Origin of the sequence: Thioclava sp. F1Mire-8 (assembly GCF_002213165.1) — a bacterium.
GTDB lineage: Bacteria > Pseudomonadota > Alphaproteobacteria > Rhodobacterales > Rhodobacteraceae > Thioclava > Thioclava nitratireducens.
Map to the genome: position 1 here is coordinate 584,891 of NZ_NBNY01000001.1, position 12,712 is coordinate 597,602.

Sequence of the window (12,712 nt, forward strand, 5' to 3'; positions counted from 1 at the left end):
ATGGCCAAACCCGACGATGCCCTGATCTTTGACGATACGGGAGACGCCGCGCATCAGTTCACCCGGCTGACCGCGATCATGGAATGCCTGCGCGATCCCGAGACCGGCTGCCCGTGGGACCTGGAGCAGGATTTTGCCTCCATCGCGCCCTACACGATCGAGGAAGCCCATGAAGTCGCCGATGCGATCGCGCGCAAGGCTTGGGCGGAATTGCCCGGAGAGCTGGGCGATCTCGCGCTGCAGGTGGTCTATCATGCGCAGATGGCGTCCGAGGACGGGCGTTTCGACATCTCCGACGTGCTGCGCGCGATCAACGCCAAGATGGTGGCACGCCATCCGCATGTCTTCGGGTCGGAGAGCCGCGAGAAATCCGCCGAACAACAGACCGCCGATTGGGAAGCGATCAAGGCGGCCGAGCGCAAGGCTGCAGGCAAATCCGAGCGTGTCGGTGTGCTGGACGGGGTCGCCTTGGGTCTGCCCGCGCTGACGCGTGCGATCAAGCTGCAGAACCGCGCGGCCCGTGTTGGGTTCGACTGGCCTTCGACCGACGAGGTTCTGGACAAGATCGTCGAGGAGGCGCGCGAGTTGGAAGAGGCGCGCGACGAATTGGGGCCGGAGGAACTGGCCGAGGAATATGGCGATCTGCTGTTCGTGATGGTCAATCTGGGGCGGCATCTGGGGCTGGACCCGGAGGCGTCCCTGCGCGCGGCCAATCTGAAATTCACCAATCGGTTCAATCATATCGAGCGCGAACTTGAAGCGCGCGGGAAAGCGCCCAAGGACAGCGATCTGGCCGAGATGGATGCGCTCTGGAACGAGGCTAAGGCGCGCAAGATCAAGTGACGGAGGGGGGCGCTGCCCCCGCGCATTCGCGCCCCCAGGGATATTTTCAGCAAGCCCGAAGAGACTTAGAGGAACGCTTTGCGCAGCATGTTCAGCGCGACGAGCATAAGAAAACCCGCGAAGACACGCTTGAGCTTCCTGGGATCGAGCTTATGCGCCAGCGCTGCGCCCAGGGGGGCGGTGAGCGTGGTCATCGCGATAACGATCAGGAAGGCGGGGATGTTGACCGCGCCGATCGAGTAAGGCGGCGCGTCGGGGACCGGGGTCAGCAGGAAGCCGATCGCCGAGGGCAGTGCGATGGTCACGCCGAAGCCTGCCGAAGTTGCGACCGCGCGGTGGATCGGAATGCCATGCAGCGTCTGCATCGGCGTACCGATCGACCCGCCCCCGATGCCCAGAAGCACCGAGAGGAACCCCATCAGCGGGCCGAACCACGCGCGGAAGATGCCACCCGGCAGCCCGTCCGAAATCCGCCAGCTCGATTTCCCGAACATCATGTAGCAGGCGATCAGCAGCACCATGACCGCGAAGATGATCTGCATGGTCGAAGAGCGCAGCTGATGGACGACCAGCACCCCGATGATCGCGCCGATGGCGATGGGGGCGATCCATTGCTTGAGGATATCCCAGTCGACCGCGCCCTTGCGGTTATGGGCCATGACCGAGCGGATCGAGGTCACGATGATCGTGGCCAGAGAGGTTGCGACGCAGACTTGCATAAGATCGCTCGACCCGTAGCCCAACCCGCTGAAAAGATAGAAGAACGCGGGCACGAGGACGATCCCGCCGCCGACGCCCAGAAGCCCCGCCAGAACGCCTGCGAACGCCCCCACTGCCATCAGGATCAGGACGAGCGGCGCGAGCGTGGCGAAATCGGGCATGTCGGAAATCTCCTTGGGTTCCGCTCAGTTAACCCGTTCACGTACCGCTGACAACGCACTCTCGAAAAGTTCAACCCCGGCGCCGTCTCGGGTCGCGCCTTCCGACAGGATCTGCCGGAAGCGCCGCGCGCCGGGCTTGCCGTGGAACAGGCCCAGCACGTGGCGGGTGATCTGGTGCAGCCTGCCGCCGCGTTCGAGATGGCGTGCGATATAGGGGATCATCGCCTGCGCCACATCGAACGGATCGCGCGCCTCGCCCTGCCCCCAGATGCGCCGATCGGCGGCGCCGAGCACCTCCATCGGCTGGTGATAGGCCGCGCGGCCCACCATCACCCCGTCGAGCCCTTGCGCGAGTTCCGCCTCGGCCGCGGCGAGATCTTTGATACCGCCATTGATCGACAGGTGAAGCTGCGGATAGGCCGCCTTCATCGCGTGGACGAGCGGGTAATCGAGCGGCGGGATCTCACGGTTGTCCTTGGGCGAAAGGCCTTGCAGCCACGCTTTGCGCGCATGGATCGTGATCCGGGTCACGCCTGCGGCGGCGACTTTCTCGATGAATTCCGGCAGTACTTCCTGCGGGTCTTGGTCATCCACCCCGATGCGGCATTTCACCGTGACTTCAACCGGTTGCGCGGCGATCATCGCGGCGCAGCACTCCGCCACCAGATCGGGCGTCTTCATCAAGACGGCGCCGAAGGCCCCGGATTGCACGCGATCCGACGGGCAGCCGCAGTTGAGGTTGATCTCGTCGTATCCGAAATCCGCACCGACCTGCGCCGCCTCGGCCAGTTCCGTGGCATCCGAGCCACCCAGCTGCAGCGCCACCGGATGCTCGACATCGTCGAACCCCAGCAGCCGCTCGCGGTCGCCGTGAATCACCGCGGGTGCGGTCACCATCTCGGTGTATAGCAGCGCATTGCGGCTGATCTGACGGTGGAAGTAGCGGCAATGGCGGTCGGTCCAGTCCATCATCGGCGCGACGGACAGGCGGGCTGCGCGGATCAGGGCGTCATCTGTCGTCATCGCATCTCTCATCGGGTCTGTCTCGGGGCCGTCTCGATAGCGTCTGTGCCGCCCCCAAGACGCTGAAATTCCGGAAACTGGGGGAAATGGCGCACCCAGAAGGATTCGAACCTTCGGCCTCTGCCTTCGGAGGGCAGCGCTCTATCCAGCTGAGCTATGGGTGCCTGAAGCGGCGTATAAAGAAGGAGCGCGCGGCTCGCAACTGGGAAATCGGCTTACCGCGCGGCGAGCGCGTCGTCGAGCACGCCTGCCAGCACGTCGCGCGGCACATCCGACGTCACGAAAGCCTCCCCGATGCCGCGCGCGAGAATGAAGCGCAGCTTGCCATCGAGCACTTTCTTGTCCTGCGCCATCAGGTCGATCAGCGCGTCGCGCCCCGGCAAATCGCCTTCGATATCGGCCAGATCGGTTTTCATCCCCATGTCGCGCAGATGCGCACGCACGCGGCTCGGGGCCTCTTGCGAACACAGGCCGAGGCGCTGGCTGAGCTCGAACGCCATCGCGCAGCCGATCGCCACGCCCTCGCCATGCAGGAGGCGGTCGGAATAGCCTGTCGCGGCCTCCAGCGCGTGGCAGAACGTGTGGCCAAGGTTGAGGAGTGCGCGGTCGCCCTCCTCCGTCTCGTCGCGCGCCACGATCTCGGCCTTCATCTCGACCGAGCGTTTCACAGCGTGCAGCCGCTTTTCCATGTCGCCCGCCGCCATCGCTGGCGCATTCGCCTCGAGCCAGTCGAAGAAATCCGCATCGCCCAGAAGGCCGTATTTCACCACCTCGCCATAGCCCGCGAGGAAATCACGCGGCTCGAGCGTGCCGAGCACGTCGAGATCGGCCAGCACCAGCGAGGGCTGATGGAAGGCGCCGATCAGGTTCTTGCCCTGCGGCGCGTTGATCCCGGTCTTGCCGCCCACGGAGCTGTCGACCTGCGCGAGAAGCGAGGTCGGGATCTGCACGAAGCGCACGCCCCGGCGCAGCACGGCGGCCGCAAACCCCACCAGATCGCCGATCACGCCGCCGCCCAAAGCGATGACGATATCCTTGCGCTCGACCTTCTGCTCCAGCAGCCATTCGACGGTGCGGGTGAATTGCGGCCAGCTTTTCGTGCCCTCACCCGGCGGCAGAGTCAGCGAGACCATCTCGATATCGCCAAGGCCGCGGCGCAGGGTTGCGAGATGCAGATCGGCCACCGTCTGATCGGCGACGACGGCCACGCGCGGACAGCGCAGCAACGGTGCGATCTCGGTGCCTGCGTTTTCCAAGAGCCCGGTGCCGATGCGCACCTCGTAGGAACGCTCGCCCAGCTCGACCGGCACGATCTCACGCATCTTTCACCTCTTCGATCAATCCATCCACCTCGCGCAGATGGCTCACCACCTTGCGCGCCATCCCCAGCACCGAGAGGCCCGGTTCGGCCTCGACCACGATTTGGGCCTTCTCGTAATGCGGAAGGCGCGCCGTGAGCAGGTCGCTCAGCGTCCGTTTCGGGTCGGCTGTGCGCAGCAGGGGCCGCGTGTTCTTGTGGCGCACGCGATTCCACAGGATCTCCAGATCCGCCTTCAGCCAGACCGACACGCCCAGCCGGTTGATCAACTCGCGGTTCTTTTCCGACAGGAAAGCCCCGCCTCCGGTGGAGATGACGCCGGGCGGCCCCATCAGCAGCCGCTCCAGCACTTCCGATTCGCGGGCGCGGAAGAACGGCTCGCCATCGCGGGCGAAAATTTCGGCCACGGTCATCTGGGCGGCGCGTTCGATTTCGTGGTCGCTGTCGAGAAACGGCGAATCGAGCATCTTGGACAGCGCGGTACCAACGGCGGTCTTTCCAGACCCCATCATGCCCACGAGCACGACGGAGCGCGTCAGATGGCCCACTTTCCCGGTTTCGCCTTCCACTGCGCCCCCTGCCTCGCGTCGCCTGCGGTATTCCTGCCCTGTCAATCCCGGCGGGGCGGACAAGGCTTGCCATCGGCGGAGCCTTGCACAATCGTGACGCAGGACCCCTTGAATGGCGTGAACTTCCCTGAAATGCCATATATGATCAACGCGAAACCGCAACCAAGAACGGCCCGCCCGCCGAGAGACACGATCTGGGACGGGCCGCGACAGACGGCAGAAAAGAGAGATTATGGGGCGCATCTTCAAGCTTATCGTCATCCTTCTGGTGCTTGGCGCGATCGGCGTGATCGGCTTTGCTTACTTGGGCGACATGAGCCCCGACAGCCAGGAACAGCGTATCGAGGTCACCCTGCCCGACGGCACGGGTGCCGCGGCGGGCGCGGGTAGTTCCGATGCGAGCACCAAGACGGGTACCGATGCCGGGACCGACGGAGATACTGCGAGTGGCAACTGATCGCCGTCCGGCGATCCTCGGCCTGATCTGGCTGAGCGGTTTCGCGCTTGGCGGTCTCGTGGCGGATCCGGCCGCCGCGCAATCGACTACGCCGGTGGATGCCTCCGCGACGACCGGCAGCCCGATGTCCGCAATCGACTGGCTTTCACATTCGCTGGCGACCACGCCGCGCGGCGGCTCGACCTCTTCGCAAGCTCCGGTCACCGGCGCGGGCGGGATCGAGGATATCGCGGTGCTCTCGCTCGATGCGCCCTCCGCCGACAGCCTAGGGCTTCTGACCCCGGATCGCACCGGATTGCCGCGCGATCTCTGGGGCAAGACGCCCGAGCCGGAACTGGCGCAGGCGCTGCGGGCAATGCCGCTCGATCAGCTGCCCGCGCTTCAGAGCTTGAGCCTGACGCTTTTGCTGGCGGAACTGAATCCGCCCCAGATCGAGACGCCGGCGCAACGCAACCAGCTCTTCCTCGCCCGGATCGACCGGCTATTGGACATGGGTGCGCTCGAACAGGCGAATGCCCTTCTGGGACAGGCAGGCACGGCGAGCCCCGAGATTTTCCGCCGCAGCTTCGACGTGGCGCTGCTTCTCGGGCAGGAAAACCGCGCCTGCAAGATCATCGAGCGCACTCCCGGCATCGCACCATCCTACGCGGCGCGGGTGTTCTGTCTGGCGCGCAACGGGCAATGGGACACGGCCGAGCTGACCTATGGCACCGGCAGTGCGCTGGGGCAGATCCCGGCAGAGGACCAGTCGCTGCTGGAGCAATTCCTCGATCCGGCGCTGGCCGAGGAGGCCGGCGATGCGCCGCCGCCCGATCACGTCACGCCCTTGGCCTTCAAGATGATGGAGGCGATCGGTCAGCCGCTGCCTACTGCGACGCTGCCGCTGGCCTTCGCACAGGCGGATCTCACCGAGAATAACGGCTGGAAGTCGCAATTGGAGGCCGCCGAGCGGCTGGCCCGCGCGGGTGTGCTCGACCCGAACCAGTTGCTGGGGCTCTATACCGAGCGCAAGGCAGCAGCGTCGGGCGCGCTCTGGGATCGCGTGTCGGCGGTGAGCGCGCTGGATGATGCGTTGGAGAGCGGCAAAGCCGATGCGATCGCGAGCGCCCTGCCCGCCGCCTATGATGCGATGGCCCCGGAAGACCTGGTCCCGGTGCTGGGCACCCTGTTCGGCGACCGGCTCGCGGGCATGGACCTGCCGGGCCGCGCCGGGCGCATCGCCTATGAGCTGAGCCTGCTCACCCCGAATTACGAAGAGAACGCCCTGAAATCGGCGCCGCAGTCACCGCGGGCCAAGCTGCTCAAGGCGCTCGCCGCGGGCGATACCGGAACCGCGCCTGCGACCGGGGCCCGCGATCAGGTGCTGAAATCCGTCTTCGATGCGTCCCCCGCTGCGCCGCCTGCTCGCTACGAGAGCTTGCTGCCCGACCAGCTGGGCCTCGCCCTGATCGAAGCGATCGGCGATGTAAGCGAGGGATCGAAAGGCGATTACCCGCGGCTTCGGGAGGGTCTGAGCCTACTACGGCTCGCCGGGCTGGAAACCGTCGCCCGGCGCGCCGCGATCGAGATGATCGTACTCGGAGACACCCCGTGACCGGCCCCGGTTCAGACGCGCCGCCCGATCCGCAATGGCTGCCGATCTTCCTCGACGCTCAGGCCGCCGAAGCGGGCGCAGCACGCAACACGATCCTGAGTTACGGGCGTGATCTCAATGACTTCGCGGGGTTTCTTCAGGCAAAAGGGCTTAGCTACGCCAGCCTCACCCGCGCCGATATCGAGACCTACCTGATCCGCTGCGAGGCAGAGGGTCTGGCGAAATCGACCCGCGCGCGCAGACTCTCCGCGATCCGGCAGCTTTACCGCTTCGCCTATGAGGAAGGCTGGCGCGCGGACAATCCGGCGATCCGCATCTCTGGCCCCGGGCGCGCGCAGCGCCTGCCCAAGACGCTGAGCCTCGAGGAGGTGGAGGCTCTGCTGGAGGCTGCCCGCGATCAGGGCCGCTCGCAAAAGGACCAGATCCGCAATCGCTGCCTGATGGAACTGCTCTACGCGACCGGGATGCGGGTGTCCGAGCTGGTCTCCCTGCCCGTTTCCTCCGCGCGCGGCGACCCCCGGATGCTACTCGTGCGCGGCAAGGGCGACAAGGAGAGGATGGTGCCGCTCTCGCCCCCCGCTCGCGAGGCGCTTGCCGACTGGCTTAGCGCACGCGACGAGGCCGAGGAACAGGCGCGCATCGAACACCGCGCGCCGCCCTCGCGCTACCTTTTCCCGTCGGGCGGCAAGGAAGGTCACCTCACGCGACAGGGCTTTCACAAGCTCTTGAAGGATATCGCGGTCAAGGCCGGGGTGAGCCCCGCCAAGGTCACGCCCCACGTCTTGCGCCACGCCTTCGCCACCCATCTTCTGCAAGGCGGTGCCGATCTGCGGGCGATTCAGATGCTTCTGGGGCACGCGGACCTGTCGACCACGGAGATCTACACCCATGTGCTGGACGAACGGCTCAAGGAGCTGGTGCTGACCCATCACCCGCTGGCGAAACCGCGCGGCAAAAGTGACGGCACCGCTTGAATGCGTCCTGCCCGCGCCCCATAACCTGACACCATGGAAAACACTCTCGATTTTGCCTTCTGGCTCACCGCCGGTTCGATCATTCTGCTGCTGGCGCTCTCGGCCTTCTTCTCGGGCTCGGAAACCGCACTGACCGCGGCCAGCCGCGCGAAGCTGCGCGCGCAGGCCGACAAGGGCGAAAGTGGCGCGCAGACCGCGCTGGAGGTCACCGAGGATAGCGAGCGGCTGATCGGCGCGATCCTGCTGGGCAACAACGTGGTCAACATCCTCTCGGCCTCGCTGGCGACCGCGCTGCTTACGCGGGTCTTCGGGCAATCGGGCGTGGCGCTCGCGACGCTGGTGATGACGGTGCTGGTGCTGGTCTTCTCGGAAGTCCTGCCCAAGACCTACGCAATCACCCTGCCGGAGAAAGTCGCCTCGAAAGTCGCGGCCCCGATCCGCGTCGTGACCCTCGTCCTCGCCCCGATCGTCGCCATCGTGCGGATGATCGTGCGCGGCATCCTCTATGCCTTCGGGATGCGGACCGACAAGAACACCCATATGTTCTCGATCCACGAGGAAATCGCGGGCGCGCTGGCGCTGGGGCAATCCGAGGGCACGGTGGACAAGGAAGATCGCGACCGCTTGCTGGGCGCGCTCGACCTTGGCAATCGCACGGTCGAAGAGATCATGCTCCACCGGAGCCAGATCGAGATGATCGACATCGAGGAAGACCCCGATGCGATCCTCACGGCGGTGCTGTCCTCACCTCATACCCGGCTGCCGCTCTATCGCGGCGAGCGCGAGAACGTGGTGGGCGTGATCCACTCGAAAGACCTGCTGCGCGCGGTCGAGAAAGTCGTGCGCGGGGGCGACGGAACGCTGGAGAGCGTGGCGGACCTCGACATCTCCAAAGTGATGATGAAGCCCTATTTCGTCCCCGAGACGACGCCGCTCGACGAACAGATGCAGGAGTTCCTGAAACGTCGCACCCATTTCGCGCTGGTGGTGGACGAATATGGCGATCTGCGCGGTCTGCTGACGCTGGAGGACATCCTCGAGGAAATCGTCGGCGAGATCACCGACGAGTTCGATCCCAAGTCCGAGAAACGCCTGAAACCCACCGAGAACGGCGATTACATCGTCGACGGCGCGATGACGATCCGCGACCTGAACCGCGAGACCGACTGGACGCTGCCCGATGACGAGGCGAACACCGTCGCCGGTCTGGTGATCCACGAGGCGCAGACCATCCCGACCGAGGGTCAGGTCTTCTCCTTCCACGGCTTCCGCTTCGAGGTCGCGGGCCGCAAGGACAACCGGATCACCCGGCTGAAGATCCGGCCACTGATCCCGGGAGGCTATCCGGAGAGTTGAGCGGCGATGTCGAAGAAGCAACACGCGCGATAAACAACCGTTGCGCAAGCTGCCCTCTTGCCAAGCGCGAAAACGCGTCCTAATGCCATCGGCATGACAGACCATCAGCGCCTCCTCATCATCGACTTCGGTTCTCAAGTCACGCAGCTGATTGCGCGGCGGCTTCGCGAGCTGAATGTTTATTGCGAAATCCATCCCTATCAGAACGTCACCGACGCCTTCCTGAAAGAGTTCGCCCCGAAAGCGATCATCTTCTCGGGCGGGCCAGATTCGGTCACGCGAGAGGGCTCTCCGCGGCCGCCGAAATCGGCCTATGAGCTTGGGGTGCCGATCCTCGGCATCTGCTACGGCCAGCAGGTGATGATGCAGGATCTGGGCGGCCTGGTGGAGGCCAAGCACGGCTCCGCCGAATTCGGGCGCGCCTATGTGACGCCGACCGAGACGCGGATCGATCTGCTCACCGGCTGGTTCATGGATGGCGCGGGCCGCGAGCAGGTCTGGATGAGCCATGGCGACCATGTCAGCCGCATCGCGCCTGGCTTCGAGGTCTATGGCACCTCGCCGGGCGCACCTTACGCGATCACCGCCGATCTGAGCCGTAGGTTCTATGCGGTGCAGTTCCACCCGGAGGTGCATCACACGCCGAACGGCAAGACGCTGTATGAGAACTTCGTGCGCGACGCGGGCTTCACCGGCGACTGGACGATGGATGCCTATCGCGACGAGGCGATCAAGCAAATCCGCGAGCAGGTCGGCGACAGCCATGTGATCTGCGGCCTGTCGGGCGGCGTCGACAGCTCGGTCACCGCGATCCTGCTCCACGAGGCGATCGGCGATCAGCTGACCTGCGTCTTCGTGGATCACGGGCTGCTGCGGCATAACGAGGCCGAAGAAGTGGTCACGATGTTCCGCGACCATTACAATATCAAGCTGATCCATGCCGACGAGAGCGAGCTGTTCCTCGGCGAGTTGGAAGGCGTCACCGACCCTGAAGTGAAGCGCAAGACGATCGGGCGCCTCTTCATCGACGTGTTCCAGAAATACGCGGGCGAGATCGAGAACGCGGAATTCCTCGCGCAGGGCACGCTCTATCCCGATGTCATTGAATCGGTGAGCTTCTCGGGCGGCCCTTCCGTCACGATCAAGTCGCACCACAACGTCGGCGGCCTGCCCGAGAAGATGGGCCTGAAACTGGTCGAGCCGCTGCGCGAGCTGTTCAAGGACGAGGTTCGCGCGCTCGGTCACGAGCTGGGTCTGCCGGCGTCGTTCATCGGTCGCCACCCCTTCCCCGGCCCCGGCCTCGCGATCCGCTGCCCCGGCGAGATCACCCGCGACAAGCTGGAGATCCTGCGCAAGGCCGACGCGGTCTATATCGACCAGATCCGCAAGCACGGGCTTTATGACGAGATCTGGCAGGCTTTCGTCGCGATCCTGCCGGTGCGCACCGTCGGCGTGATGGGCGACGGGCGGACCTATGATTACGCCTGCGCCCTACGCGCGGTGACGAGCGTTGATGGCATGACCGCGGATTACTACCCGTTCAGCCACGAATTCCTCGGAGAGACCGCGACGCGGATCATCAACGAGGTGAAAGGCATCAACCGGGTGACCTACGACATCACCTCGAAGCCCCCCGGCACGATCGAGTGGGAGTGAGCCGCGGCGGCCCCCTCTGGGGCCGCAAATTCCTTCCAGTGGAAGGAATTAAGCTGCGAACGCCCGAGGCCCCCGTCCGAGGGCTGATGCCCGCGTCCGAAAGGCGCGGGCCTTTTCTTTCGGGGAGACAAAGATGGTCGTCAAACTAACCGGGCGCCTGATCTGCGCCGATGCTGCCGAGGTCGGGATCGTTCGTGCCCATTTGCCCGAGCACATCGCGCTTACCCATGCCGAGCCGGGATGCGAGATGTTCGAAGTCAGGCAAGGAGCCGATCCGCTGGTCTTCACGGTCTCGGAACGCTTCACCGACCGGGACGCGTTCGAGGCGCATCAGGCGCGGGTGCAGGCTTCGGAATGGGGCCGCGCGACCCAGGGGATCGCGCGGGATTATCAGATTGAGGAAGACTGAGCCGTTACAGGAAAGCGTCGGGCACTTCTGCCTTCTTTCGTGCGACATAAGCCGCCAACGCCTCGGCGATGCTCGGATCCATGGCGGGCTGCTGATACTCGCTGAGCATCTTCTCGACCCGCTTCGTCGCGAGCGCCATCGTGTCGGGTGCGCCCTGCTCTTCCCAGGTCTCGAAGGGACGGTAATCGAGCAGCTGCGTGCGCCAGAAAGCGTCCTTGAAATTGGCCTGCGTATGGGCGCAGCCGAGATAGTGACCGCCCGGGCCAACCTCGCGGATCGCGTCCATCGCCTGCCCGTTTTCCGAGGCGTCGACGCCCTGCGCCAGACGATGGAGGACGCCCAGTTGATCGGCATCCATCACGAATTTCTCATAGGACGACACCAACCCGCCTTCGAGCCAGCCGCAGGCATGGAGCATGAAGTTCACGCCCGCATAGAGGCCGTTATTGAGCGTGTTGGCGCTCTCGTACGCGGCCTGCGCATCGGGCAGTTTCGAGCCGGTGAAGCCGCCAGCCGAACGGTAAGGAAGGTTGAGACGGCGTGCGAGTTGGCCCGCACCAAGCGTGATCAGCGAGGCTTCCGGCGTGCCGAACGTGGGTGCGCCCGAGTTCATGTCGATCGAGGTCACGAACGCGCCGAAGATCACCGGCGCGCCGGGACGGATCAGCTGGGAATAGGCCACGCCCGCCAGCACCTCGGCCAGCACCTGCGTCAGCGTGCCCGCGACCGAGACCGGCGCCATCGCGCCGCCCACGATGAAGGGCGAGATGATGCAGGCCTGATTGTTGCGGGCGTAGATTTCCAGCGCGCCCATCATCGTGTTGTCGAAGGTCAACGGCGAGTTGATGTTGATGAGCGAGGTCATCACCGGGTTATTGTCGACGAACTCCTCGCCGAAGAGGATCTTCGACATCTCGACGCTGTCCTCGGCGCGCGAAGGTTCGGTAACAGAGCCCATATAGGGCTTGTCCGACAGCGTCATATGGGCGTGGAGCATGTCGAGGTGACGTTTGTTCACCGCCACATCGGTCGGCTCACAGACGGTGCCGCCGGAATGGTGGAGCCATTTCGACATGTATCCGAGCTTCACGAAGTTCCGGAAATCCGCGATCGTCGCGTAGCGGCGACCGCCTTGCGCGTCGCGCACGAAGGGAGGGCCATAGACCGGGGCCAGCACGAGGTTGCGGCCGCCGATCTCGACATTGCGCTCGGGGTTGCGGGCGTGCTGGGTGAATTGCGACGGCGCGGTCGCGCAGAGCTTGCGGGCCAGACCGCGCGGGATGCGCACGCGTTCGCCTTCGATCGAGGCGCCGGCTTCGCGCCAACGCTCCAGGGCTTCGGGGTTTTCGACGAAGTTAACGCCGATCTCTTCGAGCACGGTTTCCGCATTATGCTCGATGATCTCGAGGGCTTCCTCGTTCAGGATTTCCATGTCGGGAATATTGCGCGTGATGAAGCGCGAGAACTCCACCTTCACGGCCGTGCGCTCGGCCCGACGGGCCGCCCCGCCACCACCGCGCGCGCGACGCCCTACACGTTCACCCAAATCCGAATCGGCCATGATTGCCTCCGCCCGTTTATCTCACCTCAAACTAACGGGCAGAGGGATACGCGATGGCCTGTTTGCGTCCG

At 64.9% G+C, this 12,712-nt stretch carries 12 protein-coding genes and 1 tRNA gene; 7 read left to right on the forward strand and 6 right to left on the reverse strand.

Features of this window, described 5'->3' with window-relative positions:
- On the forward strand, positions 1-843 hold the full coding sequence (mazG, locus tag B6V75_RS02700) for a nucleoside triphosphate pyrophosphohydrolase (RefSeq protein WP_088718637.1): 843 nt from the start codon (positions 1-3) through the stop codon (positions 841-843).
- A gap of 65 nt (positions 844-908) precedes the next feature.
- On the opposite strand, the gene B6V75_RS02705 is transcribed toward mazG, so the two are convergent.
- From B6V75_RS02705 to B6V75_RS18820, 5 genes are all read right to left on the reverse strand, one after another.
- A complete protein-coding gene (locus tag B6V75_RS02705; RefSeq protein WP_088718638.1) occupies positions 909-1,724 on the reverse strand; it encodes a sulfite exporter TauE/SafE family protein in 816 nt (271 codons plus the stop codon).
- A gap of 24 nt (positions 1,725-1,748) precedes the next feature.
- Complete coding sequence (gene dusA, locus B6V75_RS02710; RefSeq protein WP_088718639.1) at positions 1,749-2,747, reverse strand: tRNA dihydrouridine(20/20a) synthase DusA; 999 nt, start codon at positions 2,745-2,747, stop codon at positions 1,749-1,751.
- 87 nt (positions 2,748-2,834) lie between these two features.
- Positions 2,835-2,911 (reverse strand) — tRNA-Arg (locus B6V75_RS02715).
- Positions 2,912-2,962: 51 nt separating this feature from the next.
- Complete coding sequence (gene aroB, locus B6V75_RS02720) at positions 2,963-4,069, reverse strand: 3-dehydroquinate synthase (protein ID WP_088718640.1); 1,107 nt, start codon at positions 4,067-4,069, stop codon at positions 2,963-2,965.
- A complete protein-coding gene (locus B6V75_RS18820; protein WP_276206153.1) occupies positions 4,062-4,634 on the reverse strand; it encodes a shikimate kinase in 573 nt (190 codons plus the stop codon). Before B6V75_RS18820 ends, aroB begins: the two co-directional genes overlap by 8 nt.
- 232 nt (positions 4,635-4,866) lie before the next feature.
- On the opposite strand from B6V75_RS18820, the gene B6V75_RS18410 reads away from it, so the two are divergent.
- The 6 genes from B6V75_RS18410 (at position 4,867) to B6V75_RS02755 (ending at position 11,080) form a co-directional block, all read left to right on the forward strand.
- Positions 4,867-5,091 (forward strand): hypothetical protein, encoded by a 225-nt coding sequence (locus B6V75_RS18410; protein ID WP_075776469.1) that lies wholly within the window; start codon positions 4,867-4,869, stop codon positions 5,089-5,091.
- The gene (locus tag B6V75_RS02735; RefSeq protein ID WP_088718641.1) at positions 5,081-6,685 is read left to right on the forward strand and encodes a hypothetical protein; all 1,605 of its coding nucleotides are present in this window, start codon (positions 5,081-5,083) and stop codon (positions 6,683-6,685) included. Before B6V75_RS18410 ends, B6V75_RS02735 begins: the two co-directional genes overlap by 11 nt.
- Entirely contained in the window at positions 6,682-7,659 is a 978-nt protein-coding gene (locus B6V75_RS02740; protein WP_088718642.1) for a site-specific tyrosine recombinase XerD, read from the forward strand. Before B6V75_RS02735 ends, B6V75_RS02740 begins: the two co-directional genes overlap by 4 nt.
- A gap of 33 nt (positions 7,660-7,692) precedes the next feature.
- Positions 7,693-9,015, forward strand: a complete 1,323-nt coding sequence (locus B6V75_RS02745) for an HlyC/CorC family transporter (protein WP_088718643.1) — start codon at positions 7,693-7,695, stop codon at positions 9,013-9,015.
- A 93-nt stretch (positions 9,016-9,108) separates the two neighbouring features.
- Positions 9,109-10,671 (forward strand): glutamine-hydrolyzing GMP synthase, encoded by a 1,563-nt coding sequence (guaA, locus tag B6V75_RS02750; RefSeq protein ID WP_075776472.1) that lies wholly within the window; start codon positions 9,109-9,111, stop codon positions 10,669-10,671.
- Positions 10,672-10,804: 133 nt separating this feature from the next.
- The gene (locus B6V75_RS02755) at positions 10,805-11,080 is read left to right on the forward strand and encodes an antibiotic biosynthesis monooxygenase (RefSeq protein ID WP_088718644.1); all 276 of its coding nucleotides are present in this window, start codon (positions 10,805-10,807) and stop codon (positions 11,078-11,080) included.
- 4 nt (positions 11,081-11,084) lie between these two features.
- On the opposite strand, the gene B6V75_RS02760 is transcribed toward B6V75_RS02755, so the two are convergent.
- Positions 11,085-12,641, reverse strand: coding sequence for a trimethylamine methyltransferase family protein (locus tag B6V75_RS02760; protein WP_075776474.1), 1,557 nt, complete (start codon positions 12,639-12,641; stop codon positions 11,085-11,087).
- Positions 12,642-12,712 lie beyond the last annotated feature (71 nt).